Annotated in this window: 24 protein-coding genes; 10 read left to right on the top strand and 14 right to left on the bottom strand. The window is 67.2% G+C overall.

Features of this window, described 5'->3' with window-relative positions; all coding sequences use genetic code 11:
• Nucleotides 1–40: 40 nt before the first annotated feature.
• Nucleotides 41–2914, bottom strand: coding sequence for a TonB-dependent receptor plug domain-containing protein (locus AC3WRV_RS08380; RefSeq protein ID WP_291834879.1), 2874 nt, complete (start codon nt 2912–2914; stop codon nt 41–43).
• A 288-nt stretch (nt 2915–3202) separates the two neighbouring features.
• On the opposite strand from AC3WRV_RS08380, the gene AC3WRV_RS08375 reads away from it, so the two are divergent.
• From AC3WRV_RS08375 to AC3WRV_RS08365, 3 genes are all read left to right on the top strand, one after another.
• Nucleotides 3203–3730: a hypothetical protein gene (locus tag AC3WRV_RS08375; RefSeq protein ID WP_492312881.1), complete on the top strand. Its 528-nt coding sequence runs from the start codon at nt 3203–3205 to the stop codon at nt 3728–3730.
• Between the two features lie 2 nt (nt 3731–3732).
• Nucleotides 3733–4146: a protein tyrosine phosphatase family protein gene (locus tag AC3WRV_RS08370; RefSeq protein ID WP_492312880.1), complete on the top strand. Its 414-nt coding sequence runs from the start codon at nt 3733–3735 to the stop codon at nt 4144–4146.
• A gap of 209 nt (nt 4147–4355) precedes the next feature.
• Nucleotides 4356–5261 carry an MBL fold metallo-hydrolase gene (locus AC3WRV_RS08365; RefSeq protein ID WP_492312879.1) on the top strand — a complete coding sequence of 302 codons (906 nt, stop codon included), beginning with the start codon at nt 4356–4358 and terminating at the stop codon, nt 5259–5261.
• On the opposite strand, the gene AC3WRV_RS08360 is transcribed toward AC3WRV_RS08365, so the two are convergent.
• The 4 genes from AC3WRV_RS08360 to AC3WRV_RS08345 form a co-directional block, all read right to left on the bottom strand.
• Entirely contained in the window at nt 5169–6314 is a 1146-nt protein-coding gene (locus AC3WRV_RS08360) for a M48 family metallopeptidase (RefSeq protein ID WP_492312878.1), read from the bottom strand. The two genes, AC3WRV_RS08365 and AC3WRV_RS08360, sit on opposite strands and share 93 nt — an antisense overlap.
• 2 nt (nt 6315–6316) lie before the next feature.
• A complete protein-coding gene (locus AC3WRV_RS08355) occupies nt 6317–7435 on the bottom strand; it encodes a YjgN family protein (RefSeq protein WP_291834867.1) in 1119 nt (372 codons plus the stop codon).
• Between the two features lie 114 nt (nt 7436–7549).
• Nucleotides 7550–8239 carry a DUF1499 domain-containing protein gene (locus tag AC3WRV_RS08350; protein ID WP_291834865.1) on the bottom strand — a complete coding sequence of 230 codons (690 nt, stop codon included), beginning with the start codon at nt 8237–8239 and terminating at the stop codon, nt 7550–7552.
• Nucleotides 8240–8243: 4 nt separating this feature from the next.
• The gene (locus tag AC3WRV_RS08345; protein ID WP_291834864.1) at nt 8244–9878 is read right to left on the bottom strand and encodes a long-chain-fatty-acid--CoA ligase; all 1635 of its coding nucleotides are present in this window, start codon (nt 9876–9878) and stop codon (nt 8244–8246) included.
• 147 nt (nt 9879–10025) lie between these two features.
• On the opposite strand from AC3WRV_RS08345, the gene udk reads away from it, so the two are divergent.
• Together udk and AC3WRV_RS08335 are read left to right on the top strand one after the other, a co-directional pair.
• Entirely contained in the window at nt 10026–10673 is a 648-nt protein-coding gene (gene udk, locus AC3WRV_RS08340; RefSeq protein ID WP_492312877.1) for a uridine kinase, read from the top strand.
• A gap of 74 nt (nt 10674–10747) precedes the next feature.
• Complete coding sequence (locus tag AC3WRV_RS08335) at nt 10748–11371, top strand: TetR/AcrR family transcriptional regulator (protein WP_492312876.1); 624 nt, start codon at nt 10748–10750, stop codon at nt 11369–11371.
• A gap of 3 nt (nt 11372–11374) precedes the next feature.
• Here AC3WRV_RS08335 and pdxH read toward each other — a convergent pair whose 3' ends face one another.
• Nucleotides 11375–12049, bottom strand: a complete 675-nt coding sequence (gene pdxH, locus AC3WRV_RS08330; protein ID WP_492312875.1) for a pyridoxamine 5'-phosphate oxidase — start codon at nt 12047–12049, stop codon at nt 11375–11377.
• Nucleotides 12050–12135: 86 nt separating this feature from the next.
• Here pdxH and AC3WRV_RS08325 point away from each other — a divergent pair, with 86 nt between their 5' ends.
• The 4 genes from AC3WRV_RS08325 (at nt 12136) to AC3WRV_RS08310 (ending at nt 15953) form a co-directional block, all read left to right on the top strand.
• Entirely contained in the window at nt 12136–12861 is a 726-nt protein-coding gene (locus AC3WRV_RS08325; RefSeq protein ID WP_492312874.1) for a DnaJ C-terminal domain-containing protein, read from the top strand.
• A 9-nt stretch (nt 12862–12870) separates the two neighbouring features.
• Nucleotides 12871–13956 carry a chorismate synthase gene (gene aroC / locus AC3WRV_RS08320; protein ID WP_492312873.1) on the top strand — a complete coding sequence of 362 codons (1086 nt, stop codon included), beginning with the start codon at nt 12871–12873 and terminating at the stop codon, nt 13954–13956.
• Nucleotides 13957–13970: 14 nt separating this feature from the next.
• Nucleotides 13971–14351, top strand: coding sequence for a hypothetical protein (locus AC3WRV_RS08315; protein ID WP_492312872.1), 381 nt, complete (start codon nt 13971–13973; stop codon nt 14349–14351).
• A gap of 99 nt (nt 14352–14450) precedes the next feature.
• The gene (locus AC3WRV_RS08310; protein WP_492312871.1) at nt 14451–15953 is read left to right on the top strand and encodes a calcium-binding protein; all 1503 of its coding nucleotides are present in this window, start codon (nt 14451–14453) and stop codon (nt 15951–15953) included.
• Between the two features lie 18 nt (nt 15954–15971).
• Here the strand turns inward: AC3WRV_RS08310 and AC3WRV_RS08305 are convergent, their stop codons facing one another.
• The 3 genes from AC3WRV_RS08305 to clpX all read right to left on the bottom strand — a co-directional run bounded on the left by AC3WRV_RS08305 (nt 15972) and on the right by clpX (nt 20500).
• On the bottom strand, nt 15972–16358 hold the full coding sequence (locus AC3WRV_RS08305; RefSeq protein WP_492312870.1) for a hypothetical protein: 387 nt from the start codon (nt 16356–16358) through the stop codon (nt 15972–15974).
• Nucleotides 16359–16439: 81 nt separating this feature from the next.
• Nucleotides 16440–18833 carry an endopeptidase La gene (gene lon / locus AC3WRV_RS08300; RefSeq protein WP_492312869.1) on the bottom strand — a complete coding sequence of 798 codons (2394 nt, stop codon included), beginning with the start codon at nt 18831–18833 and terminating at the stop codon, nt 16440–16442.
• Nucleotides 18834–19222: 389 nt separating this feature from the next.
• A complete protein-coding gene (clpX, locus tag AC3WRV_RS08295; RefSeq protein WP_492312868.1) occupies nt 19223–20500 on the bottom strand; it encodes an ATP-dependent Clp protease ATP-binding subunit ClpX in 1278 nt (425 codons plus the stop codon).
• A 241-nt stretch (nt 20501–20741) separates the two neighbouring features.
• On the opposite strand from clpX, the gene AC3WRV_RS08290 reads away from it, so the two are divergent.
• Nucleotides 20742–21338 (top strand): HAD-IB family hydrolase, encoded by a 597-nt coding sequence (locus AC3WRV_RS08290; protein WP_492312867.1) that lies wholly within the window; start codon nt 20742–20744, stop codon nt 21336–21338.
• Nucleotides 21339–21341: 3 nt separating this feature from the next.
• Here the strand turns inward: AC3WRV_RS08290 and AC3WRV_RS08285 are convergent, their stop codons facing one another.
• From AC3WRV_RS08285 to tig, 5 genes are all read right to left on the bottom strand, one after another.
• Entirely contained in the window at nt 21342–21659 is a 318-nt protein-coding gene (locus AC3WRV_RS08285; RefSeq protein ID WP_492312866.1) for a hypothetical protein, read from the bottom strand.
• A 34-nt stretch (nt 21660–21693) separates the two neighbouring features.
• The gene (locus AC3WRV_RS08280) at nt 21694–22602 is read right to left on the bottom strand and encodes a hypothetical protein (protein WP_492312865.1); all 909 of its coding nucleotides are present in this window, start codon (nt 22600–22602) and stop codon (nt 21694–21696) included.
• Between the two features lie 111 nt (nt 22603–22713).
• A complete protein-coding gene (locus AC3WRV_RS08275; RefSeq protein WP_291834468.1) occupies nt 22714–23361 on the bottom strand; it encodes an ATP-dependent Clp protease proteolytic subunit in 648 nt (215 codons plus the stop codon).
• Between the two features lie 105 nt (nt 23362–23466).
• Entirely contained in the window at nt 23467–24420 is a 954-nt protein-coding gene (locus tag AC3WRV_RS08270) for a hypothetical protein (protein ID WP_492312864.1), read from the bottom strand.
• Between the two features lie 192 nt (nt 24421–24612).
• Complete coding sequence (tig, locus tag AC3WRV_RS08265; RefSeq protein ID WP_291834462.1) at nt 24613–25956, bottom strand: trigger factor; 1344 nt, start codon at nt 25954–25956, stop codon at nt 24613–24615.
• Nucleotides 25957–25960: the final 4 nt, after the last annotated feature.

The raw sequence follows: 25960 nt of genomic DNA, 5'->3' as shown, positions 1-25960 counted from the left end.
CGAAGCCCCGCCGCCCAATCTTACGCACGTTCCGTAGGGTCTAGTACTTCAGACGAGCGCCGAAGAAGAAGTACCGGCCGTTCACGTCATACGTGTTCGGATCGGTGTTGCCGTCGTTCGCGTTGTCGAAGACGGGCGGATCTTCATCCAGCAGGTTCCGGACGCCGGCGAACATTTCGATGTTGTCCGTGGCCTGCCAGGTGCCGCTGATGTCGTGGTACCAGTAGGCGTCGATGCCCGAGTAACCACCATCGGCGAAGTCAGGGATGTTGCCCTGGTTGTCCAGAGCGTCGATGTACGTCCCCGAATAGGCTAGGCGGACCGGGCCGATGTCGTAGCCCAGAGCGATGTTGGCCTTGTACTCGGGCAGGGTGGCGCTGATGTTGTAGGCGCCGGCCGTTCCCTTGTACTCGATGCCGTCCAGCTCGTAGCTGTTCAGCCAGGTCAGGTTGAAGGCGATGTCGAGCTTGTCGCCCCACACGCCGCCAGCCCACGGCACATTCCAGCCGTAACGCGTCGAGAAGTCGATGCCGCTGGTTTCCAGCGACGACACGTTGCCCAGGGGCGCGCGCGCCTTCAGGTTGCCGGCCGCGTCACGATAGATGAGCGGCAGGCCGATGCCCGCGTTGTTGCACTCGGCGATACCGGAGACCGGCGCCGGAGCGGAAGCCGAAGCCGCCGCACCCGCCGCGAAGCAGGCGCCGACGATGCCGGACACGCCACCGCTGATCGTGCCGATGTAGTCCTCGACCTTGATCTGGTAGTAGTCCAGCGACATCGACAGACCTTCAGCGAAGGTCGGTTGCCAAACGGCGCCGATCGTCACGGTGTCCGACTTCTCTTCCGACAGACCGGGGTTGCCGTAGAAGAACGACTCCGTCTGGGTGTTCAGAGCGACGAAGTTGCCGGCGACCGGATCGAAGCCCAGTTGAGCCGTGCAGAAGTTCCGAACGCCCGTGCTGAGCGTACGCGCGGCGCCCGTGCTCGGGTTGACGGTGGTGCAGGGGTCCAGAACGGCCGGGAAGCCCTGGTCGTTGGCCTGGAACAGTTCGAACACGTTCGGAGCCCGGCTGGCGCGCTGATAGAGGGCGCGCAGGCGCAGGCTGTCGACCGGCTCCCACGAACCGCCGAACTTGTAGGACCAAACGCCGCCGACGGTGCTGTAGTCCGAGTAGCGGGCGCCCAGTTCCAGTTCCAGCGACTGGGCGAAGGGAGCGTCACGAAGCAGCGGAATGGCGGCTTCGAAATAGACTTCCTTCGAGGACGAGCTGCCTTGGACGGCCCGTTCGGCGTTGAAGCCGTAGATGTCGCCGGCGTTCTTGGCGTCATCCGGGGTGAAGCCCAGGCTGTCTTCGCGGTACTCGACACCGGCGGCGAAGCCCAGGGGGCCGGCCGGCAGTTCAAGCAGCGTTCCGGTCAGGTTGACCTGCACGTTGTTCCGCTCGAACACGCTGCGGTCCGTGAAGTTCAGGCGCACGAAGTTCGCGGCTTGCGGCGTGATCGTACCGGCGCCGAACAGGTTGATCGGCACGCAGGTCGGGAACAGCAGTTGGACAGCGGGGGCGCAGGTGGTCGCCGTGCCGCCGCCGGCCAGGGCGGCGTTCAGGCGCGAGCGCGAGACGTCGTTCTGGATGGAGGTGGTCAGCTCGGTGCGGCCGTAGCTGTACATGGCTTCCAGCTGCCAGTTGTCGCTCAGATCGGCCCGGATACCGGTGTTGATCTGATAGACGTCGGTGTTGTTCAGCTGGACGCGGGCGCCGACTTCGGCCATCCGGCGGTCGAAGTTCAGCGGCAGGGCCGGGTTCGGACGCGAGTTGGCGTAGGCCAGCAGCGCCGGGTTGTTCTGCACGAAGAAGTTGCTGACCGGGATGTTGATGCCGGTCGCCGGCGTCGGGGCCAGCTGCGAGTTGTTGCGGGTGTCGGTGTAGAAGACTTCCGCGAACGCCTCGACGTTATCGACGACGTCGTAGTGGCCCATCAGCGCGATGTTGAAGCGCTCCGACGGCGACTGCAGCAGGTTGACCGGAGCGAAGTCGTAACGGTCGCTGGTCGTCGGGTTGACGGCGGGGTCGCTGTTGTTGAACGGCCCAGGCACGCCCGGCGTGCGGAACGAACGACGGCAGGGATTGGCCGTCGGACAGCCGGCGGCCGTGTAGGGGTTGGTGCCCAGGTTGTTCAGGCCGCCGTAGATGCCGGTGCCGGAACCCGTAGCGTTGCTGCGTTGCGCCCAGGGACGATCTTCGTTCGGCAGGAAGCCGTCACGGTCGGCATAGCCGACGAAGCCGGTCACGTTGCCGCGGCCGTCAGCGACGTTGGCGCCGAAGGTCATCGAGGCGTCGAACTGCTCGCCGTCGCCGTAGCCCGAGATGCCGTACTGGGTGTTGAAGGCGAAGCCTTCGAAGTTCCGCTTGAAGATGAAGTTCACGACGCCGGCCAGGGCGTCGGAGCCGTAGGTGGCCGAGGCGCCGCCGGTGACCACTTCCACGCGTTCGATCAGAGCAGCGGGAATGCTGTTCAGGTCGACCGCGTTGCTCTTGTCATAGGGGACGAAGCGGTGGCCGTTGACCAGCACCAGCGTCCGGCTCGAGCCGAGGCCGCGCAGGTCGACCGTGGCCGAACCGTTGGACGGGTTGTTGGAGTTGGCGGACAGGCCGGGCACGACCTGCGGCAGCTGGTTCAGGATCTGCTCGACGTTGACGTCGCCGCGAGCCTGGATCTGCTCGGCGCTGACGGTCGAGATGGGGCTGTTGGCTACATAGTCCTGACGAACGATGCGCGAGCCGGTGACCACGACGTCATCGATGGTGCTCGGGCCCGGATCCTGCGCCATGGCCGGCGCAGCAAAGGCGAAGGCCGACGCCCCAGCGATGATCGTCGTCGCCAGAAGGCGGCGGCGGTTGTGTTGGAATTTCAAGTTAGTCTCCCCTTGAGACGCCACCACCTGCTTGGTGAAGGTGTCGTGGCTGCGTAAATATTGACCCTGCGGCACGCGAATGCCGCCCCAATCCTGCCGAGTTAGGCACCGACTCGCCTGACGCGCTAGAAAATTACACCACTGTAATGCCGACGTCAGTGGGGTGTCGCATTCTCGACACGATCTGACACAGCGACAATGGCTGGTCTGTTAAAGCAACTATGGCTGGTCCAAATGCACGCGGCCTGCGACAAGAACGACGCCACATCGTCCACTATGGAGGGATCTATGGTCGTCAGAGTCTCGAGCGCCGCGCTGGTCGTCCTAAGCTTCGCCATAGCGAGCCATGCGAATGCTCAAGAGGCGGCGCCCGCCGGGTCGCCGGCGATCGCCAACCTGGCCGGCTGCCGGGCGATTACCGTGGCCAGCGAACGACTCAGCTGTTTTGACCGGACCGCGCTGGAGCTGGAAACCGCCCTGCGCAGTGGGGAGATTCTGGTGGTGGACCGCACCCAGGCGACGGCGGCGCGACGTCAGGCCTTCGGTACGACCGAAGCCCCCGCCGACATCCTGCAGCCTCCAAGGCAGGAGGACCGTATCGATTCGATCGAGACCACCCTGACCCGCGCCACCCAGTCCGGCGACGGACGCTGGACCTTCGTACTGGCCGACGGCGCGACCTGGCGTCAGGTCGACACGGACCGCGTCCGCTTCGACAACCGCGCCGGCGAGCCGGTCCGGGTCCGGCGCGGGGCCATGGGCAGCTATCTGCTGGTCGTCGGTCACAGCGGCGTCGTCCGCGTCCGGAGACAGTGATCATGGCCGACCCCAAGCCCCTGTCGCCTCGCGTCAGCGCAGCGTCACAGCTGCACACGGAAGACGTCGCCGCGCTGGCGGCGCAGGGCTTCGCCTCGATCATCAACAACCGTCCCGATGACGAGGAAGCCGGCCAGCCCTCATCGGCCGAGATCGAAGCGGCCGCCCTCGCGGCGGGGCTCAGCTATCTCCACGCGCCGATGCGCGGCATGCCGGATGAGCAAACCGCTGCGGCCGTGGCCGACCGTCTGAAATCTGATTCGGACCGCGGCGCGCGCACCCTGATGTTCTGCCGCTCCGGCATGCGCTCCACTGTCGCCTGGGCTATCGCCCAACGCCAGGAGGGCGCTGATCCCGACGATCTGCGCGACGCCGCCGCGGCCGCCGGATACGATCTCAGCCGCCTGCCGCTTTAGCGCACAACGGCGATGCGCGACGCATAGGGCGCCGGTTCAGGCGTGCACGAGGCGACCGCCAACTGCGCCGCCATGAGACACAGGAAGGCCCCGGCGATGGGCAGAAGCCGATTTGAGACAGCCAAAGCTATGGAAAGGGCCATATCGGGGACTCCGCGGAAGGTTTACAAAATCCTAACGCAAGCCCTGGGCCACGCCGGGAGAGCCGCTTGATCCCCTTCGTTCGGGAGTTTTCCTTCGAGTACGGCCGCAGCGACCGGGTCTCGCCGTTGATCCGAAGGGTCGTGGCGAACAACCCCGGGCCGTTCACCTTCACCGGCACAGGGACCTACATTGTCGGGCGGGACCAACCCGGCGCAGGCGTGGCGGTGATCGACCCGGGTCCGCTGGACGACGCCCACCTCAAGGCCCTACTGGCTGCGGTCGAGGGCCAGACGGTCAGCCATGTGCTCGTCACCCACACCCACCGGGACCACGCCCCCCTCGCCCGCCCGTTCGCCGAGGCCGTCGGCGGCGCTCCGGTGCTGGCCGCCCGCCCGCCGCTGCGCACGATTCACGCCTCGTCGGCCCTGGACGAGGACGACCACGAGACCTTCGTCCCTGATGTAATCCTGACAGGCGGCGAGCGGATCACGGGCGACGGCTGGACGCTGGAGGCCCTGGCCACGCCGGGGCACGCCTCCAACCACATGGCCTTCGTCCTGACAGAGGAGAACGCCCTGTTCAGCGGCGATCACGTCATGGGCTGGTCAACCACCGTGGTCGCCCCGCCCGACGGGGATATGACCGACTATATGGCCAGCCTGGACGCCGTGATCGCCCGGAATTTCGACATCCTGTGGCCGACGCACGGCGCGCCGGTGATGGAGCCCGCTCCCTTCCTGGCCGCCTATCGCGCCCACCGGCTGGAGCGCGAGGCGCAGGTCCTGGCGCGGCTGCGGGCGGGCGACCGGACTATCGCGGAGATGGTGCCGATCCTCTACGCCGCCGTGGACAGCCGGCTCTGGCCGGCGGCCTCCCTGTCAGTGTGGGCGCACCTCAATGCGCTGGTCCGCGACGGGCGCGTCGTCGCCCAGCCTCAGCCGTCGCTTCAGGCGGTCTACCGGATTCTCTGACTCCTCGACCGCGCAGGTCGCCTTCACCAGCCGCCACTCCTCGGGGCTGAGGGCGCTCCGACCCGGCCGGGCTGCGGCGCGCGCGGCGCGGGCGCGCCGTATGGAATCGGGATGGGTGGCCATGAACTCGGCGGCCTGATCCAGTTCGCTGGACCCGCCCTTGCCCGCCAGCCGCTCGAAGAAAGGCGCCATGCCCTCCGACGACAGGCCGTCGGCGTGAAGCAGGGCCTGCCCGCGGGCGTCGGCCTCGGCCTCGGCGGAACGGCTGTAGCTCAACTCCGAGGCCTGCCCGGCCAGGATGACGGCCTGCTGACCCGCGCCCGAGCCGCCGCCGACCACCAGGTCCAGCAGCATGCCGATGCCGAAATTGCGCCAGACGGCCTGCATCACGTGGCGCTTCTCCACGTGCGAGACTTCGTGCGCGATGACGGCCGAGAGCTCGTCCGGCGTCTCTGCCTGACGGATCAGATCATCGGTGATCAGGATGCGCCCGCCCGGCATGGCCAGGGCGTTGACCATCGGGGCGTCCACCGCACGCACCCGGATATTGAACGGCGTGTCCGCCTCGGCGGCGATGCGATCGCCCAGTTGCGCCAGCACCCGCTGGCCGGCCGCCTCCTTGCAGGTCGGAAAGAGCTGGGACAGCTGGCCGTTGATGCTGTCGCCCATGCGCTCTTCCATGGAGATCGGCGTGGCGCGAGCGACGGGGCCGGACAGGGCGGGCACGCCCACGGTGACAAACAGGACCACGCCCGCCGCCGCCGCGGTCAGTCCACCGACCAGCCACCACTCCCTTTGACGGCGCGACCGGACCTTCTCGGTCAGGCGGTCCCCGGCCAGCGGCGCCCATTCGCCGACCGGCAGAACCAGGCGCGCGTCCGGATCCCGTCGGTTCGAGACCCGGGCCTGATCGGCCTCGACCTCGACCGACAGGTCCGGCAGGCGCCAGATGAAGGCTTCGTCGCCGACCTGGATGTGCAGGACGTCGCCGTCCATCCTGACGTCCGCCGGATGGGATCTCGCCGTCTTCCCGTCGTAGAAGCGCGCGCTCAAGGTCAGATGGCCGAGAAGCCGAAGGCGTCGGCCAGACCTTCGCCACTGCCCGGACCGCGACCGGTCTGCTGCACCAGATCAAGCCGCGCCGTGCCTTCCGAGGTCAGTCGCGAGACCAGGAAGCGCGCCGTCCGAGCCTGCACCCACGGCATCAGGAACCCGAGGGTGATCAGCAGCATGAACAGGTTGGTGACCGTCAGCCACCACAGGGGCAGCGCCTTGACGTTCAGCCGGAACGTCGCACCGTCCACCGACACCCCCGCCGCGACCGAGCGCATCATGGCGGCGTGATAGGGCGACCAGAGCAACAGGGCGAACGGCGCCAGGAGCAGCATCGCGGCATAGGTCATTAGAACAAAGGCGACGCCGGTTTCCGGCGGAGCGCCGCTGCCGGTCTGTTCGAACATGCCGGACGTCATCGCGACCGCCATGAAGACGAAGATCAGCACGAAATAGCCGACCAGGCTTCCGACCCAGCCGATGGCGAAGGGACCGTAGACGCCCTCGTTCTGGGCGCGTCCCATCCGGAAGCGCAGGCGGCGGTCGCCGAAGCGGACCTCGTCCCAGATCTTTTCGGCGAGCGCGCGTTCGGCCGTGGGCCAGAACCAGCCCATGGTGATGCCGCTCAGGAAGCCGGCGAAGATGAAATAGAGACCGTAGTTGGCGGCCGAGCCCTTCAGCTGGAAGCGCACCCCGCGCCAGGTCGTCCGGCTCGCCATGTAGCGGAACGCCGTATAGGTCCCGAAGCCCCAGAGCCATCCGAAGAAGACGTACATCGGAATGTAGGCGGCGAAGACCACCCATTGGCCGAGGAACTGCACCGCGAAGACGATCGCGAGGAACGGCAGGCCCAGCACGACCAGCGCCAGGATGAAGCCGATGAACAGCTCGACGCCGCGACCGGTGTACTCGAACGCCTCATCGTTCAGCCGGACGCCCTTCCAGACCCGCTGACGGACCTCGGTCTTCCCCCAGAAGCGGTAGAGGGTCAGGGTGATCAGGTTCAGCAGACCGTTCTTCAGGCTCAGGCCCAGGAACCGGCCGGGCTCAAGCGTCGTGGTGAAGGTCAGGGTCTCGGGCGTCCCTTCTTCGGGCGCGCCTTCGGCGATGATGTCGGTCAAGTCGTTGTCCCCCAAACTCTTCCCGCATCCGGCGTACCGAGCGACAGTCGCGGTGGCAACCGGGTCCGGGCGAGCTCGGCCGCGAACGTGGCGCCCTCGCCACGGCGGAACCGATCAGTCGATGCCGCGCAGGGCCGCGCTGATCTCGGTCACCAGCCGGCAGGCTTCGCCGCCGCGCGGACGGCCGTCGCGGGCGGCGACGCGGATGTCTGTGCGGCCGGGGCGGATGCGGATCACGGCGTCGAAGCCGGCCCCGAACCAGGTCGTGCGGCGGCTGCCGTCGGCCCGGGCGACACCGACCCGACCGAGGTTGAAACCGACCTCCTGCAGGGCCCAGGCGGCGTTCTGCGGGGCGACCTGACTCATGACCGGAACCGCGCCGGGACAGGCCTCGACGCCCACCGCGGGACCAAGACCCGCGGGCCGGTCCGCGCGCCGGTCGCCGAACCCGGGGATGTCGGTCAGGTTGGTGCTGACGTTCTCGACCGGCCCGGCGGCCAGCCGCCCCTTCTGCCAGACGAAGACGCCCAGCGCGCCCACGCCCATGATCAGCCCCGCCAGCGCGACAAGGCCCAGGGCGCGGAGGTTCCGCAGCGCCAGGATCACAGCCAGCACGCCCGCGGCGGCGCCGACGAACGAGAGGATCCACGCCAGCTTCAGGGTCAGCAGGTCATAGCCGATCCCCATCGGCAGCAAGCCGACGCGTACGCCAATGGCGGCCAGCAAAACCAGCAGCGGCGTCGCGGCCGCGAGGCCCGTCAGGGCGTTGACCGCCCCCCTGCCCTTGATCGCGGCCCGCGCCATGACCTCAGCCTCCAGTGGTCGGGAGACGATAGTCCTTCAGCCGCTCGCGCACGACCTTCTTGTCGATCTTGCCGGTGGCGCCCAGCGGGATGTCGTCCACAAAGACCACGTCGTCCGGCATCCACCATTTGGCGATCTTGCCCTGCAGGAAGTCGAGGTGTTCCTGCTTGTCCTCGGACTCGCCGGGCCGCAGCTTGATCACCAGCACCGGACGCTCGTCCCACTTGGGGTGAGCCGCGCCGATGACGGCGGCCAGCTCGACCTTGGGATGCCCCATGGCGATGTTCTCGATCTCGATCGAGCTGATCCATTCGCCGCCGGACTTGATCACGTCCTTGGCGCGGTCGGTGATCTGCATGAAGCCCTGCTCGTCGATGGTCGAGACGTCGCCGGTGTCGAAATAGCCTTCGTTGTCGAGGATCTCGCCGCCCTCGCCCTTGAAGTAGGCGCCGGCGATGGTCGGCCCCTTGATCATCAGCCGGCCGTAGGTGTGCCCGTCGTGGGGCATTTCCTGACCGGCGTAGTTCTTCAGCTTCAGTTCGACGCCCAGCGGCGGCTGGCCCTGTTTGACCCGCCACTTCATCTGCTCGTCGTACGGCAGGGCGGCCAGTTCGGGCGTCATGTTGGACAGGGTGCCGATCGGCGAGGTTTCGGTCATGCCCCAGCCCTGCAGCACCTCGATGTTGAACTCGTCGTGGAAGGCTCGGATCAGGCTTTCCGGCACGGCCGAGCCCCCGATCAGCACCTTCTTGACCGTCGGGATCTTCAGATTGTTCTCGCGCAGGTGGGTCAGCAGCCCCTGCCACACCGTCGGCACGGCGGCCGAGAAGGTCACGCCCTCGCTTTCGATCAGCTCATAGATGGCCGCGCCGTCCATGCGCGCGCCCGGCATGACCAGCTTGGTGCCGCCCGCCGGACCGGCGAAGGCGATGCCCCAGGCGTTGGCGTGGAACATCGGCACCACCGGCAGGATGACCTCGCTCGGCGACGCCCCCAGCACGGTCGACTGCATGCCCAGCAGCGTGTGGATGAAGTTCGAGCGATGCGAGTACAGCACGCCCTTCGGATTGCCGGTGGTGCCCGAGGTGTAGCAAAGGCCGCAGGCGGTGTTTTCCTCGAAGTCGCCCCAGACGACGTTCTCGGATGCGCCCGACAGCAGGGCTTCGTAGCATTCCGCGCCCGGCAGCTTCGTCGCCGGCATGGTCATCTCGTCGGTCAGCACCACCACCCGCTCCACGCTCGGGCAGTGCGGCAGCACGGCCTCTAGCAGGGGGATGAAGGTCAGATCGACGAAGATGATCTTATCCTCGGCGTGGTTGATGATGTAGGCGAGCTGTTCGGGGAACAGGCGCGGGTTCAGGGTGTGGCACACCGCCCCCATGCCCATGATGCCGTACCAGACCTCCATGTGGCGGCCGGTGTTCCAGGCCAGGGTGGCGATGCGGTCGCCGACCTTCACGTCCCAGTCCTGCAGCACGCGGGTCACGCGGCGGGCGCGGGCGTGGATCTCGGCATAGGTGGTGCGAACGATCGGACCCTCGACCGAGCGGGTCACGACCTCCCGATGACCGTGCCAGTTGTTGGCGTGATCAATGATCTTGTCGACCGTCAGCGGCCAGTCCTGCATCAAACCAAGCATACGATCCCTCACACTCTGCATCCGCTATCCGGGACGCTTGAAGCCACGCTATCGGCGCGTCCGGGGATAAGCAACGTGACGCAGGGTCAACGACGGCGTCGAACCCCCGGGCTAGCCGCCGCCGTTTCCCCGCCCTAGAAGGCCGCCATGGCCATCCTTATCGCGATCACCGGCGGCTCCGGCTCGGGCAAGAGCACGCTGGCGGAAGCCCTGCTCGCCGCCCTGCCCGACGGCGCGGCGGTGCTGCTGCGCGAGGATTCCTACTACCGGGACGCCGCCGGCCTTCCGGACTTCGACCCGAACACCTTCGACTTCGACGACGTCGCCGCCCGCGACCACGCGCTGATGATCCGCGACCTGTCCGAGCTGAAGGCCGGACGCGCGATCACCGCCCCGATCTATTCCTTCATCCACCATGGCCGCGAGCCGGGCGGCGAGCCGGTGTCCGCCGCCGAGGTCGTGATCGTGGAAGGCACCCATGTGCTGTGCACGCCGGGACTGGTCGACCTGTTCGACATCCGGGTGTTCGTCGACACCCCCGCAGACATCCGCTTCATCCGCCGCCTGCTGCGCGATCAGGCCGAACGCGGACGGACAGCCGAGTCGGTCATCGCCCAGTATCTCGGCACCGTCCGTCCAGGCCATGAACGGCTGACCGAGCCGTCGCGGCTCAACGCCGACTTCATCGTGGCCGATGCAACCGCTGCGGTTCGCCTTGAAGATCCACAAGTTGTGGTCCGCCTCGCCGCGCCGGTCCTGGCCCACCCCCTGCTGGCGCCGTTCGTCCGGACCTGACGGTCCCTGACAGGGGCCTTGCCGTCCGCCCGCGGAAGCGTCACTTTGTCGCTCACCAAGCGATGAATTCCAACATGCCACCTCCTTCCGGCGACACCCAGTTCCACGACCCCAAGCGGCAGGCCATCATCAGGTATGCGCGTGCGGCCTTCATATCCGTGGGCTACGCCGGGACCCGGATCGAGCCCATCGCCCGCGAGGCCGGGGTCTCCACCGCCACCCTCTACGCCCTGTTCGCCGGCAAGTCGGAGCTGTTCTCGGCGGTCATCGACGACGCTGCGGCCCAGTTCGCCTACCAGATGGCCGGCGTCCGCGCCTGCGACGGCGACGCCCGCACGCAGCTGACCAGTTTCGCGGAAGCCTACGCCTGTTTCATGGGCGACGGCTTCGTGCGCTCCATCTTCCGCCTGGTCCTGGCCGAGCGTCCCCGCTTCCGGGCGACGGCGATGCGCTTCTTTGAAAAGGGCCGCACCGAATTCGGCGCCACCCTGATCGGCATCCTGAAGGACCATCAGGCTCGCGGCGGCCTGAAGGACATCGAGAAGGCCTCATGGGCGGCGGGCGAGCTGATGGGGATGATCGAACACCCGGTCTTCTTCGTGCCGCTGGTCACGGGCGACGAAGTCCGGGCAAGCCGAACCAACGGCCAGATCGTCGCCCACGTCATCGACACCTTCATGGCGCGCTACGGCGCCTGACCGTCAGGGCTGCAGGCGGGACGTCCGCCAGCCCTCCCCGTCCCGCGTGAACAGCAGGCGGTCATGCAGGCGGAACGGCCGATCGCGCCAGAACTCCACCGTCCGCGGGATCACCCGCCAGCCCGTCCAGCGTTCGGGCCGGGGCACGTCCTGCCCTTCGAAGCGCGCCGTCTCGCGGGCCACGGCCAGCTCCAGCGCCTCGCGGCTCTCCAGCGGCCGTGACTGGTCCGAGGCCCAGGCTCCGATGCGGCTCTCGCGCGCCCGGCTGGCGAAATAGGCGTCGGCTTCCGCGGCGCTGACCGGCTCGATACGCCCCCGCACCCGCACCTGCCGCCGCAGCGATTTCCAGTGGAACAGCAGGCCCGCCGCCGGATGCGCCGCCAGCGCCTCGCCCTTGGCGCTCTCGCGGTTGGAATAGAAGGTGAAGCCCCGCCCATCGACATCCTTCAGCAGCACCATCCGCGCGTCGGGATCACCCGAGGCGTCGACGGTGGCCAGCGCCATGGCGTTGGCGTCGTTCGGCTCATACCGCTTGGCGTCCTCCAGCCATTCGACGAACAGGCCGACGGGCTCGCTCCGCTGGAAGATGGTCTCGTCCCCGTTGGCGGCGAGCGCGGCGGCGTACTGGTCCGCATATTCTTCGCGGGTCGGGCTGGGCGGGATCACGGGTGCGGTCATGACCTCCAGATAGCCCCTCGCGCGTCCGAACGGGAGAGCCGTCACGGTTAAGCCGGTCTTCACCACGTTGGTGGCTTGGTGCGTATATGCGCGCTCGTCCCTCCTCCGAGGTCTCCTCGCTCAGCGAAGCCTGGGCCCTGCTCGGCCTGACCGGCCCGGCCGAGGGTCCGGCGCTGACCACCGCCTTCCGCGCGGCGGTGAAGGCCGCCCGTCCGGACCAGACCGGCGGTGACGAGGCGCGCTTCCGAAAGGTGATCGCCGCCTGGCGGCTGGTGCAGAGCGCCCCTCCACAGGCCGCTCTCGCCGCGCCGGAAGCCCCTGCGCACGCCCGGACCATCATCGCCATCACGCCCCAGGACGCTCTCAACGGCGGACCCATCACCGTCCACGCGGGCGACCGAACCCTGCGCGTCCAGGCGCCCGCCGGGATGCGTTCGGGCGAGCATCTGCGGCTCAAGGGCGGCGCGGCGGACGGCGCGGACCTGTATCTGCCGGTGCTGATCCGCGGGGCGGACGGCCTGAGCGTCATCGGCGACGACGTCTATATGAGCTGGCCCATTCCGCTGCGCCTGGTCGAGGATGGCGGGCGGCTGGAGATCGACACCCACGCCGGGCCGCGCTCAGCCTGGATCGTGCCGGGCCAGGAACCGCTGCGCCTGCGCCTGAGGGGATTGGGCCTCCCGGCGCGCGGATCGCGGCCGCAGGGGCATCTGTTCGTGACCCTGACCCCGTCCGAAGACGCCCCCTCTGCGGCGGAAGACCTGCTGATCCGCTTCACCCGTGTCTGGACGCCGGACCGCCTGGCGGCTTAAGCCAGACGGATGTCGCACAACACCTTCGGCCATCTGTTTCGCGTGACCACCTGGGGCGAGAGCCACGGGCCGGCGATCGGCTGCGTCGTCGACGGTTGCCCGCCCAACATCCCGCTGACCGAGGCTGATCTCCAGCCGTGGCTAGACCGGCGCAAGCCCGGGGGCAGCCGCTTCGTCACCCAGCGGCAGGAGAGCGATACGGCCCGCATCCTGTCCGGCGTCTTCGATGACGGCGAGGGCCAGGTCACGACCGGCACGCCCCTCTCGATCCTGATCGACAATGAGGACCAGCGGTCCAAGGACTACGGCGAGATCGCCCGCGCCTACCGCCCCGGCCATGCCGACTACGCCTATCAGGCCAAGTACGGCGTCCGCGACCATCGCGGCGGCGGCCGGTCCTCGGCCCGCGAGACCGCCATGCGCGTCGCCGCCGGGGCCGTCGCCCGCAAGGTGCTGGGCGACGGCGTCCAGATCCGCGCCGGCGTGGTCCAGCTGGGTCCGCATCGCATCGCGCCCGAGGCCGTCGATTTCGACGCCGTCTACGACAACGCCCTGTTCGCCGCCTCCGCCGCGGTCGTCCCCGCCTGGGAAGCGTATCTGGACGGCGTGCGCAAGGCGGGCTCGTCCATCGGTGCCGTGGTCGCGCTGGAGGTCACCGGCGTCCCCGCCGGCTGGGGCGCGCCGATCTACGGCAAGCTGGACGCCGAACTGGCCGCCGCCCTGATGTCGATCAACGCCGTGAAGGGCGTCGAGATCGGCGCGGGCTTTGAAGCCGCCGAACTGTCAGGTGAGGAGAACGCCGACCAGATGCGTCTGGGCGAGGACGGCCGACCGGTCTTCCTGAGCAATCGCGCGGGCGGCGTCTTGGGCGGCATCTCGACCGGACAACCGCTGACGGCGCGCGTCGCCTTCAAGCCCACCTCCTCCATCCTGACCCTGCGCCAGACCGTCACTCGCGACGGGACCGAGACCGACCTGCGCACCAAGGGCCGCCACGACCCCTGCGTCGCCCTGCGCGGCGTCCCGGTCGTCGAAGCCATGGCCGCCTGCGTGCTGGCCGATGCGATGCTGCGGCACCGGGCACAGGTGGGGTGAACGGCGTGAGGCGGTTGCGGCTTTGGCTCGCGTTGAACCAGGCCCCCCTGACGCTCGCCCTCATCCTTCTGTTCATCGGGACCATCGCGACCTTGCTGATCTGCACGATGCTCTGGGCGCTTCAGTCCCGCGGACCGGCTGAGCCGATACCTGGCGTGGCCAAGGCCTTCGGCATGCGTGAGCGCGATGAAGGCTCATACCGCGTCATGCTGGTCGAAACCGCCGACGGCACGGTGACCTTGCGCGCGCTGGTCCGGCGGGACTGCCGGGTCGGCGACCGGGTCGTTCTGCGCCGGACCCAGACGCAGATCGGCACGATGTACGGCCTCGCGTCATGCGCCCGTGGAACGCCTTCGAACCGCCCGGATCCGAAGCGCCCGCCGCGGGTGGGATGATCCGGCGACAGGGAGGCCCTCCGCCCGCTTCACGGAAGCGTGAGCGGCGGAACCGCCCCGGCTGCGCCTACCCTCCACCGCCTGGCTTGGAGCAGCAGAATGCCGACCTATTACGGAACCAGCGCGGCCGAACTGATCGAGGGATCGGCGGCCGACGACGTCATCTTCGGCCTGGGCGGCAACGACGTTATCAACGCCCTCGACGGGAACGACTGGATCTACTGGTACAATACCTCCGGCGTCGGGCACGGCCTGGACACCGTCAACGGCGGCGGCGGCGTCGACACCATGCGGCTGCAATGGCTGACCCCCTTCACGGGCAATTTCGTGCATGTCGGCGGCGTCAACGGGACCACGGTCGTGGAACAGGGCAGCGGCGGCGTTGGCGACCCGCGGTTCGCGCTCAACTATTCCGTCAACGTCGAGAACCTGGACCTGATATTCGGGCCGCAGGGCGTCGCGCATGTGACGGTGTTCCTCAACGCCCTGACCGGCACGGGGACGACCGGCCTGATCACGATCGACGGGCGCGGGCTGGAAGCGCTGACCGTGGTCACGACACAGGCGGTCAACAACCTGGCGATCTACGGCACGGAAAATGACGACAGGCTCACGGGCGGAGCCGGCGACGACCAGCTGTCAGGCGGTGATGGCGACGATATCCTGGATGGGGGCCGCGATGGCGCTGACACGCTCGTCGGCGGGTTGGGCGACGACACCTATGTGCTGACCGACTTCCGCGACAGCTTCGTCGAGGCGCCAGGAGAAGGTGTCGACAGCCTGATCGTGGGCCTGCGCGACTGGCGTCTGGCTGATCAGCTGGAGAATCTGACGGTCGGCCTCGCCGGCGACAGCCAGGGCTTCGTCGGCATCGGCAACGCCGCGGACAACCGCATTTCCGGCGGCGGCGGCGCCGACTACCTCATCGGCCTGGATGGCGACGACCGGCTGAGCGGCGGCTTCGGCCTGGCCAACACCCTGCAGGGCGGGCTCGGAGACGACGTCTATGTCGTCGCGGAAGCCGGCGACACGATCGTCGAGTTCGACGGCGAGGGGAATGACACGGTCGAGACCTTCCTCACCAGCTACACACTCCGGGACAATGTGGAGAACCTGACGTTCGTGAGCGGGTCGGGGACCGGAACCGGAAACGCCGCAGCGAACAGACTGCAGGGCGCCGACGGAAACGACGCGTTGTACGGATTGGACGGCGACGACGTCCTGCTGGGCGGCGCGGGCGACGACCTTCTCTTCGGCGGAGATGGATCGGACACCCTGATCGGCGGATCGGGCAATGACGAGATGACCGGCGGGGCCGGGGCCGACCTCTTCGTCTACGACGGCGGCATGGATGCGTCCCTCATCCGTGACTTCAACCATTCAACAGGCGACCGGATCGACGTGAGCGCGGTCCTGGGCAACCTGGGGCCGTTGGGCGACGATCCCTTCGGCAGCGGGGTGCTGAGCCTGCAGGCGACGAACTGGGAAGCGGCCGCCGCGACGGCCGTGATGTACGATCCGGACGGGGCCGGCCCGGAGGCGGCCGAGTTGCTGCTGATCGTGCTCGGCAACGCCATCCAGCAGGACAGCTTCATCTTCTGAAGGCCGCCCGACGCGGACCTATTCCGGTCCGAAATCGCCGAGCGTCAGCATGCCGCTGATCAGGTTGCCTTCCTGAATTTCACTGCTGTTCGTGCTCCACTGGACATCGAACGATCTGGACGAACTGGTTGTGAAATCGGCCGCGTTGGTTGTGAGCGCGACGGCTGTTCCGGCCGTCACGGCGTAGAGGGTGATCACCCCGCCCAGGGTGGTTCCCGAGGACAGATTCAGTTGAACGTTCATCGGGCTGACGACGATGCCGGTGACGCCGAGGATGCCCGCGAACGAAAGGTCCTGCTGGCCCCCAAAGGTGAACTGGCTACCGTGGATCTGGAAACTCAGGGTCACGTCGCTCGTGGCGGTCACCCCCGTGAGGTCGATCTTGATCTGTCCGTAGTCGCTCATCGCATCCCCCTGGGCTCAGTCTGAAAAAAGAAACGCCGCCCGGAAAATCCGGGCGGCGTCCCTGTCGTCATGTCGGCGGCGTCAGTGCGCCACCACCGCGGCCCCGTCGGCCGGCGGCTGGGCCGGCGGCAGGGGTTCAGCGTTCTCGTCCCACTCCACAGGCGTCAGCGTGCCGGTCAGGGCCCACTTCAACGCCTCGTCGGCGGTCTTGATCGGGACGATCTCCAGCGCGCCCTTCACATTGTCGGGCACGTCGGCGAGGTCCTTCTCGTTCTCTTCCGGGATCAGCACCGTCTTGATGCCCGAGCGGAGGGCCGCCAGCAGCTTCTCCTTCAGGCCGCCGATCGCGGTGACCCGGCCGCGCAGGGTGATCTCGCCGGTCATGGCGATGTCCTTGCGGATCGGGATGCCGGTCAGGACCGAGACCATGGCCACGGTCATGGCCACACCCGCCGAGGGACCGTCCTTGGGCGTCGCGCCGTCCGGCACGTGCACGTGGATGTCGGTCTTCTCGAACACCGGCGGCTTGACGCCGAAGGCCAGCGAGCGCGCCCGGACGTAGGAGGCGGCGGCGGAGATCGACTCCTTCATCACCTCCTTCAGGTTGCCGGTCACGGTCATGCGGCCGCGGCCCGGCATCTTGATCGCCTCGATGGTCAGGATGTCGCCGCCGAACTCGGTCCAGGCCAGGCCGGTGACGATGCCGACCTGATCCTCCTCGTCCGTCTCGCCGTAGCGGAACTTCCGAACGCCCGCGTATTCAGCCAGCTTGGCGTCATCCACGGTGATGGTCAGCGCCTTGTCCCGGGCCATTTCGCGCACGGCCTTGCGGGCCAGCCCGCCCAGGGCCCGTTCCAGCGAACGCACCCCGGCTTCCCGGGTGTAGTAGCGGATCAGGTCGCGGATGGTCGTTTCCGGCACGATGAACTCGGCCGGCTTCAGGCCGTTCTCCTCGGTCACCTTGGGCAGGACGTGCCGCTTGGCGATCTCGACCTTCTCGTCCTCGGTGTAGCCGGACACCCGGATGATCTCCATCCGGTCCATCAGCGGCTGCGGCATGTTCAGGCTGTTGGCCGTGGTCACGAACATGATGTTGGACAGGTCGTAGTCGACCTCGAGGTAGTGGTCCCCGAAGGTCGAGTTCTGGGCCGGATCCAGCACCTCCAGCAGGGCCGACGAGGGGTCGCCGCGCCAGTCCGCGCCCAGCTTGTCGATCTCGTCCAGCAGGATGAAGGCGTTGGTGGTCTTTGCCTTTTTCATCGACTGGATGATCTTACCGGGCATGGAGCCGATGTAGGTCCGGCGGTGGCCGCGGATTTCAGCCTCGTCGCGCACGCCGCCCAGCGACATGCGGACGTACTCACGACCGGTGGCTTTCGCGATCGACTTGGCCAGCGAGGTCTTGCCGACGCCGGGAGGTCCGACCAGGCACAGGATCGGGCCGCGCAGCGAACCGGTGCGCGCCTGGACGGCCAGATACTCGATGATCCGTTCCTTGACCTTCTCCAGGCCGTAGTGATCCTCCTCGAGGATGTCCTCGGCCTTCTGCAGGTCGATCGGCTTCTGCTTGGCCTTGCCCCACGGGATCGACAGCAGCCAGTCGAGGTAGTTCCGCACCACCGTGGACTCGGCCGACATCGGGCTCATGTTGCGCAGCTTCTTGACCTCGGCCTCGGCCTTGGTCCGCGCTTCCTTGGACAGGCGGGTCTTGCGGATCCGCTTCTCCAGCTCGAGGATTTCGTCGCGCTGGTCGTCGGTCTCGCCCAGCTCGCGCTGGATCGCCTTCATCTGCTCGTTCAGATAGTACTCGCGCTGGGTCTTCTCCATCTGGCGCTTCACGCGCGAGCGGATCTTCTTTTCGACCTGCAGGACGGAGATTTCGCCCTCCATCAGGCCGTAGACCTTTTCCAGCCGTTGCGGCACGGCGACGGTCTCCAGCAGACCCTGCTTGTCGCCGATCTTGACCGACAGGTGAGCCGCCACCGAGTCCGCCAGCTTGGACGGGTCGGTGATCTGGGGGATGGAGCTGAGGGCCTCGGGCGGCACCTTCTTGTTCAGCTTCACATAGTTTTCGAACTGCTCGATCACCGCGCGCAGCAGGGCTTCGGACTGCGAGGGCTCGCCCGCTTCGTCGGCGATCTCCACCGCCTCGGCCTCGAAATATTCGGTGCGGTCCGTGAAGCGGGTCAGGCGCGCCCGGCCCTTGCCCTCGACCAGCACCTTCACGGTGCCGTCGGGCAGCTTCAGCAGTTGCAGGACATTTGCGAGCACGCCGATGGGGTAGATGGCGTCGGCCGACGGATCGTCGTCGACGCTGTTCTTCTGGGTGGCCAGCAGGATCTGCTTTTCACCCTTCATGATCTCATCCAGCGCACGCACGGATTTCTCGCGTCCCACGAACAGGGGCACGACCATGTGCGGGAAGACGACGATGTCTCTCAGCGGCAGGACGGGAAGGGTCTTGGTCTCGGTCATGATGCTACTCCGGGGCCCTTGTTGATCTCGAGCCCGCCGCGCCGGCGGTCGGGACGCTGTGCCCCGCCGTTTCGACTCGGCCCGCCATTCGGCGGCCTTCGGGACAGTATGTGGTTTTGCGGACGCGCCATTCAAGCGTGACCACTGCAGGCGACTGGGGACCGTTCATTCGCGGCCAAGCTGCAAGGTTCATGCGGCGCCGAGGCCCGACGCGCGATCTCCCCGCGCCGGCGGGCCTGTGGGCCGCAAGATCGACCGCGAGGGACTGTGGCCGGCCCGCAACCGTTTCGCAGGGATCACATGTTTTCGTCCGCGGCGCCCCGACGAAAAGGGCCGCCCGCCGAATCCGGCGAGCGGCCCCTCTGGTCTTGGGCTCCGAAAGTCGCCGGTTAGGCGGCGCTGTCGGGCTGGGCGCTCTTCTTGCCCTTGGTCTCGGCGTAGATCAGCAGCGGCTGAGCCTTGCCCTCGATGACCTCGGCGTTGACGACGACTTCCTCGACGCCCTCGAAGGTCGGCAGCTCGAACATGGTCTCCAGCAGGATGCCTTCCAGGATCGAGCGCAGGCCGCGCGCGCCGGTCTTGCGGGTGATGGCCTTCTTGGCGACGGCGTTCAGGGCGTCGTCGGTGAAGGTCAGATCGACATTCTCCATCTCGAACAGGCGCTTGTACTGCTTGACCAGGGCGTTCTTCGGCTCGGTCAGGATGGTGACCAGCGCCGGTTCGTCCAGGTCTTCAAGCGTCGCCAGAACCGGCAGACGGCCGATGAACTCGGGGATCAGGCCGAAACGCATCAGATCGTCCGGCTCGACGCCCTTGAGGATGTCGCCCGTGCGGCGCTCGTCGATTTCCTTGACCTTGGCGCCGAAGCCGATCGAGGCCCCCTCGCCCCGCGCCGCGATGACCTTTTCCAGGCCGGCGAAGGCGCCGCCCACGATGAACAGGATGTTGGCGGTGTCGACCTGCAGGAACTCCTGCTGCGGATGCTTGCGGCCGCCCTGCGGGGGCACTGAGGCGACGGTGCCTTCCATGATCTTCAGCAGGGCCTGCTGCACGCCTTCGCCCGACACGTCGCGGGTGATCGACGGGTTGTCCGACTTGCGCGAAATCTTGTCGATTTCATCGATGTAGACGATCCCGCGCTGGGCCCGTTCGACGTTGTAGTCGGAGGCCTGGAGCAGCTTCAGGATGATGTTCTCGACGTCTTCGCCCACGTAACCGGCTTCGGTCAGGGTGGTGGCGTCCGCCATCGTGAACGGCACGTCGATGATGCGCGCCAGCGTCTGGGCCAGCAGCGTCTTGCCGGAGCCGGTCGGCCCGATCAGCATGATGTTCGACTTGGCCAGTTCGACGTCGTTGTTCTTCGTCGCGTGGTTCAGGCGCTTGTAGTGGTTGTGAACCGCGACCGAGAGCACCTTCTTGGCGTGGCTCTGGCCGATCACATAGTCGTCCAGGACCTCACGGATCTCCTTGGGCGAAGGCACACCATCCTTGGCCTTGGAGAACGAGATTTTGTGCTCTTCACGGATGATGTCCATGCACAGCTCGACGCATTCATCACAGATGAACACGGTCGGGCCGGCGATGAGCTTGCGCACCTCGTGCTGGCTCTTGCCGCAGAACGAGCAGTAGAGCGTACTTTTGGCGTCGGTGCCGGCTGCCTTGGTCATAGACCCTTCTCACTCCCGCGGTTCACCCCGATATGAGGCGGAACGCGCTTCCTCCGCGTTTGATTCCCGAACATTGGGCGCAAAGGTCTTCAAAAATTGACAATCACCCATCCCCGCGCCCGCCACAACCCCGCGAAAGCGTGGCCATTGCCGGTTTTGGGACGTTCACTGTTGATGGGGATCACGGCGAATGTCTGACATGGGAACCCTTAAGGGATTTCGCCACACCGTTGCAAAAGGCGTGCCCGTCGTCGCGTTCGATTTCGACGGCACTCTGACGATCCGCGACAGCTTCACCGCCTTCCTGCGCTGGCGCGCCGGTCCCGGGGCCTGGGCGCTGGGCCTGGTGAAGATGGCGCCCGCCGTGGCTACCTATGCCCGCGATCGCGACCGGGGACGGATCAAGGCCGCCTCGGTCCGGGAGTTCCTGAAGGGCGTCCCCCGCGCCGCGCTGGAAGCGGACGCCGAGCGTTTCGCCGAGCGGGTCTGGGCGGACTTCATGCGGCCCGACGCGCTCAAGGTCTGGAACGACTGGGGCGCGCGGGGCGCGCATCGCGTCATCGTGACCGCCAGCCCCGAGACCACGGTCGCCCCCTTCGCCCGCCGGCTGGGCGCGGACGCCCTCCTGGGCACCCTGCTGACCTTCGATGCACAGGATCTCGTCACCGGCGCCTTCGACACCCCCAATTGCCGGGGCGAGGAGAAAGTCCGCCGCCTGCGCGAAGCTTACGGCGACGACCTCCGCCTGACCGCCGCCTACGGCGACACCTCGGGCGACACCGAGATGATCGCCATCGCCGAAGAGAAGGGCTTCCGGGTCTTCACCGGCCGCCCCTGAGGGTCAGCGCCCTTCGCCGTCCACGTCGAAGACCATGGCCTTGCCGCGCGAAGTGGGCTCCCAGCCCGCCTCGATCACCGCCGTCACGGCGTTGCGGACGTAGTCGGTGTTCACGAATTGCTTCTCGGTGTCCGGGCGTCCGTTCGGGCGCAGCGGCGGCGGAAACTGCACGATGGCCTCGCGCTTGAAGTCCTGCAGCCGCAGGGTCACGGCGATGCCTTCCCAGACGCCGCCGTTCAACGGCCGGGGCTGGCGCCGAAGCTCCCAGTGATAGGTGTCGCCGTCGACCTGAACGGTCCCGCTATTGTCTCGAGTCTGCATGGCGGCGTGATAGCACAGGATAGACCCTCTCCGGCTACTCCGCGCTCGCGACGGTGCGGAGCCGTTCGACCATCCGCGCGGATTGAAGCTCGGGCTCGATCCGAAGGTCCCGCGACACGTCATAGAGGCCCCGGACATAGGCTTCGTCCCAGTCCGTCAGGCCACTGGCGACATGACCCGTCCGGAACAGGTTGAGGATGGTCGAGAAGTCGCCCAGCTCAGCCTGCATGTCGATCTGGGTGAAGCTGATCATCGTCAGATAGGCGATGAGGTTCTCGGCGCTGACATTGGCCACCCTGTCGGCGTCCAGGATGATGATCAGCCGCTGAAGGTCATCGCGAGTGTGCAGGTCGCGGTTCATGGCGGTGCGGATCTGGATCGGCGCCCTTCCTGGTCCATTCGTGAGGACGCGTCCGCCGGTGAAGATGTCGAAATACGCCGGGCGGCTGATCGCCCACCAGCGAACAGGCACGTCGGCCGTGGTGAAATACTCCAGCTTTTCCCGGGACAGCGCGGCGCGGGCGATATTGGGCCGGAACTCCCGATACTCCTGTCGGACCCACTGCGCGGCGACCGCGCGGGAATCGACAGCGCCGATGATCATGATGTTGGGATCGCAGGGGCCGTCCTTGATCGGCACGTTCAGGGCTTCGCCCGCCTGGACCAGGCCGTCGGCGATCTGCTGGCCGGCCTCGCGCTGGAAATTATAGACGCCGATGCAGACCGGTCCGCGCCAGCGGGCCAGACCACGCGACGGAACCGGATTGGACGCCCCCTCCGTGAAGCGCCGGACCTGTTCCTCCAGCCGCCCTGTGACCACCACATCCTCAAGGGCCGTCGCCTCGGCCTGCGCGGGCGCGGGTTGCGGCGCCTCTTGCGCGGCGGCCGCCGTCGCCGCCAGCCCCATGGACAGGGCGAACATCACGCCAAGAGCCGTTCTCATCACCACCCCCTCCAGCTGACGACAGAGAACGCTAGTAGACGAACAGACACAAAACAACCGCCGGACGCGCCGGCGGTTGTCAGGTCTCTCAGACGGGCATCGCCGTGCGGATCAGGCGCCGGGCGTCTTCACGCCGTCGGCGTCGGCCTGTTCGCGGCGGTCGTAGACGTGATCCACGATGCCCCAGGCCTTGGCTTCCTCGGCCGACATGAAGTGGTCGCGGTCCAGGGTCTTCTCGACTTCCTCATAGGTCCGGCCGGTGTGTTCGACGTAGATCTCGTTGAGGCGCTTCTTGGTGTAGCGGATGTCGGCCGCGTGCAGCTCGATGTCCGAGGCCTGGCCGCGGAAACCGCCCGAAGGCTGGTGCACCATGACCCGCGCGTTCGGCAGGGCCACGCGCTGGCCGGCGGCGCCGGCGGTCAGGATCAGCGAGCCGGCCGAGGCGGCCATGCCCATGCACACCGTCGAAACCGGCGAGCGGATGTATTGCATGGTGTCGTAGATCGCGAGCGCCGAGGACACCTGTCCGCCGGGGCTGTTGATGTACATGCTGATTTCCTTCTTCGGGTTCTCCGATTCCAGGAACAGCAGCTGGGCGCAGATCAGCGAGGCCATGCCGTCCTCGAAGGGACCAGTCAGGAAGATGATCCGTTCGCGCAGCAGGCGCGAGAAGATGTCGAAGGCGCGCTCGCCCCGGCTGGATTGCTCGACCACCATCGGGACGAGGTTCATGTTCATCAGTTCGATCGGATCGCGCATTCAGGCCTTCTCGGATGCTTTTGGGCGCGACTCAGCGGCCGCCGTCCCTCTTGGACAGGATATCGTCTTGAGGAAGCGTTCATGCAAGGCGGGGACGACGCTTCGTCACTCCGCCTTGTCCTCGTCCTCGGCGGGAGCCGCCGCCTGGGCCCGGCGATCATGGGCCATGGCGTTGGACACGGAGCTGGCCTGGTGGCTGGGCCGCAGCTGGTTCAGTTCCGCGTCATACAGGGCGCTCAGATAGCTGCGGTCCCAGTCGGTCATGCCGTCGATGCCGGCGCCGCCGGGCTGCTCGAACAGGTTCAGCACCGAGTTGAAGCTGCCGGTCGCCGCGTCCGGATCGATCTGGGCCAGCGCGACCATGGCGATGTAGTCGCTGAGCTGGTTGAAGTTCAGCCCTTCGGCGCGGCCGAAATCGACGATCACGAACACTCGGTCGAGATTGTTCTGGACCTGGGTCCGCAGGCGCGACGAGGCGAAGATCGCCGTCATGCGCGGCTCGTCGTCCTGACCGGGAATGCGCACCACGGGGGCGCCGGTCTGGGAATCGACCGGCAGGGCGACGTGCCACCAGCGGACCGGCGCTTCCGACGCCACGAACTTCTCCAGGGCGACGGCGCCGCGGTCCGATCCGCTCCAGTTCGGACGGAAGGCGCGCGGGGTGGCGTCGACCAGCGCCTGGGCCAGGGCCGGACCGTCGGAGGTGCCGATGATCACCACGTTCGCCTTGCAGCCCGGCTCGCCGGGCTCGAGCCCGACATCCATGGCCACCTGGGACACCCGATCGACCAGGTGCTGGGCGGCGGGGTTGCGGACATTGACGACGCCGACGCACACCCGGCGATCCCAGCGCGCGGGTCCACGCCCGGGCGAAGGCGCCGCGACCTCGTCGACGAAATTACGGATGGCGCGCTCCAGGCGCTGACGCTGGACGACGACGTCTTCCAGCTGAGTCGCCGCCGGCGGAACCTGCGCCGCCGGAACGGGAGCCGCGGGCGGCGCCGGGTCCTGCAGGATCAAGGATCCCGCGACAGCGAAAGACGCAAACAGAACGCTCATCACCCACTCCCCAGGCGCAAACACCGGGCCGCGACCCGGGTCATACGATTGTATTGCAAAGCTTCGCCGTCCTCCAGCGACCCCTGCGATCCCGCGGAATGATGGACCGGGACGACGCGCGTCCCAAGAAAAAAGCCGCCGCTGCGTCGGCAGCGGCGGCTCTTCGAGATCAGGTGCGGCTCAAAGGCGAGATCAGATCTCGTCTTCTTCCTTGAGCAGCTCTTCCTTGGTGATCGGGGTGTCGGTCACGTCGGCGGTTCCGAAGATCAGGTCGCAGACCTTCTCCTCATAGATCGGGGCGCGCATCTGGGCGGCGGCGTTCGGGTTCTGGCGATAGAAGTCCAGCACCTGACGCTCCTGGCCCGGATAGTTGCGGGCCTCGTTCATGATGGCGTTGTTCAGTTCCTGGTCCGAGACCTGCACGTTGTTGGCGCGGCCGATCTCGGCGAGCACCAGACCCAGGCGCACGCGGCGCTCGGCGATCTTCTGGTACTCTTCCTTCAGCTTCTTGTCGGACTTCTTGGCGTCCTCTTCCGGCAGGCGGCCGGCGGCCTTGTCGGCCTCGACCTGCTGCCAGATGCCCTCGAACTCGGCTTCCACCATCTTCGGCGGCAGCGGGAAGCTGTGGGCCTTGTCCAGCTCGTCCAGCAGGGCGCGCTTCAGCTTAAAGCGGGCGGCGGCCGTGTACTGCTGGTTCAGGTTGTTGCGCAGCAGTTCCTTGAGCTTGTCCAGCGATTCCAGGCCGATGCGCTTAGCGAACTCTTCGTCGACCTTGGCTTCGGCCTCGGCCTTGATGGCCTTCACGGTGATGTCGAAGGTGGCCTTCTTACCGGCCAGGTGAGCGGCCTGATAATCCTCGGGGAAGGTGACCTCGATGGTCTTCTCTTCGCCGACCTTGGCGCCCTTCAGCTGCTCTTCGAAGCCCGGGATGAAGCGGTTCGAACCGATCACCAGGTCGGCGTCGGTGGCGGCGCCGCCTTCGAAGGGCTCGCCGTCCAGTTTGCCCAGGAAGTCGATGGTCAGCTGGTCACCGTCGGCGGCCTTGACCGTCTTGCCCTTCTTGTCCTCGTAGGACTTGGCCTGGCCGGCCAGCTCCGTCAGAGCCTCGTCCAGATCGGCGTCCGACGCTTCATAGGTCGGGCGGGCCAGCTTCAGGGTCTTGGGATCGACCGGGGTGAAGTCCGGCATGACTTCCAGGGCCATTTCGTAGGCCAGGTCTTCCTGACCGGCGATGACCTTGTCCATGTCCGAGGTCAGCTTCATCTCGGCCGGGGCGGCCGGACGCACCTTGGCGTCGTCCAGGGCCTTCTGGCTGGAGCTGTTCAGCTGGTCGTTGATGATCTCGCCCATCAGGTCGCGGCCGAACGTCTTCTTGACGTGGGCCAGCGGCACCTTGCCCGGACGGAAGCCCTTCAGCTTCATCTGAGGCGCGACTTCCTTCAGGCGCGCGTCCAGCTTTTCGTTCAGCTCGGCGACGGGGATGGTCACCGCGATGACGCGGCTCAGGCCTTCGGAGGACTTTTCGACGACTTGCATGGTC

It is taken from the genome of Brevundimonas sp. EU05-FHT14B11, from assembly GCF_058790835.1.
The sequence above is the reverse complement of the archived record's forward strand: the minus strand, read 5'-3'. Positions and strand labels throughout refer to the sequence as shown.

What these genes read in the sequence shown, in the direction of transcription:
- tig (WP_291834462.1), bottom strand. Translation starts at nt 25,956, where the DNA reads ATGCAAGTCGTCGAAAAGTCCTCCGAAGGCCTGAGCCGCGTCATCGCG.
- lon (WP_492312869.1), bottom strand. Translation starts at nt 18,833, where the DNA reads ATGACCGAGACCAAGACCCTTCCCGTCCTGCCGCTGAGAGACATCGTC.
- AC3WRV_RS08310 (WP_492312871.1), top strand. Translation starts at nt 14,451, where the DNA reads ATGCCGACCTATTACGGAACCAGCGCGGCCGAACTGATCGAGGGATCG.
- AC3WRV_RS08325 (WP_492312874.1), top strand. Translation starts at nt 12,136, where the DNA reads ATGCGCGCTCGTCCCTCCTCCGAGGTCTCCTCGCTCAGCGAAGCCTGG.
- udk (WP_492312877.1), top strand. Translation starts at nt 10,026, where the DNA reads ATGGCCATCCTTATCGCGATCACCGGCGGCTCCGGCTCGGGCAAGAGC.
- AC3WRV_RS08370 (WP_492312880.1), top strand. Translation starts at nt 3,733, where the DNA reads ATGGCCGACCCCAAGCCCCTGTCGCCTCGCGTCAGCGCAGCGTCACAG.
- AC3WRV_RS08275 (WP_291834468.1), bottom strand. Translation starts at nt 23,361, where the DNA reads ATGCGCGATCCGATCGAACTGATGAACATGAACCTCGTCCCGATGGTG.
- aroC (WP_492312873.1), top strand. Translation starts at nt 12,871, where the DNA reads ATGTCGCACAACACCTTCGGCCATCTGTTTCGCGTGACCACCTGGGGC.
- clpX (WP_492312868.1), bottom strand. Translation starts at nt 20,500, where the DNA reads ATGACCAAGGCAGCCGGCACCGACGCCAAAAGTACGCTCTACTGCTCG.
- AC3WRV_RS08305 (WP_492312870.1), bottom strand. Translation starts at nt 16,358, where the DNA reads ATGAGCGACTACGGACAGATCAAGATCGACCTCACGGGGGTGACCGCC.
- pdxH (WP_492312875.1), bottom strand. Translation starts at nt 12,049, where the DNA reads ATGACCGCACCCGTGATCCCGCCCAGCCCGACCCGCGAAGAATATGCG.
- AC3WRV_RS08335 (WP_492312876.1), top strand. Translation starts at nt 10,748, where the DNA reads ATGCCACCTCCTTCCGGCGACACCCAGTTCCACGACCCCAAGCGGCAG.
- AC3WRV_RS08375 (WP_492312881.1), top strand. Translation starts at nt 3,203, where the DNA reads ATGGTCGTCAGAGTCTCGAGCGCCGCGCTGGTCGTCCTAAGCTTCGCC.
- AC3WRV_RS08350 (WP_291834865.1), bottom strand. Translation starts at nt 8,239, where the DNA reads ATGGCGCGGGCCGCGATCAAGGGCAGGGGGGCGGTCAACGCCCTGACG.
- AC3WRV_RS08280 (WP_492312865.1), bottom strand. Translation starts at nt 22,602, where the DNA reads ATGAGAACGGCTCTTGGCGTGATGTTCGCCCTGTCCATGGGGCTGGCG.
- AC3WRV_RS08270 (WP_492312864.1), bottom strand. Translation starts at nt 24,420, where the DNA reads ATGAGCGTTCTGTTTGCGTCTTTCGCTGTCGCGGGATCCTTGATCCTG.
- AC3WRV_RS08345 (WP_291834864.1), bottom strand. Translation starts at nt 9,878, where the DNA reads ATGCTTGGTTTGATGCAGGACTGGCCGCTGACGGTCGACAAGATCATT.
- AC3WRV_RS08285 (WP_492312866.1), bottom strand. Translation starts at nt 21,659, where the DNA reads ATGCAGACTCGAGACAATAGCGGGACCGTTCAGGTCGACGGCGACACC.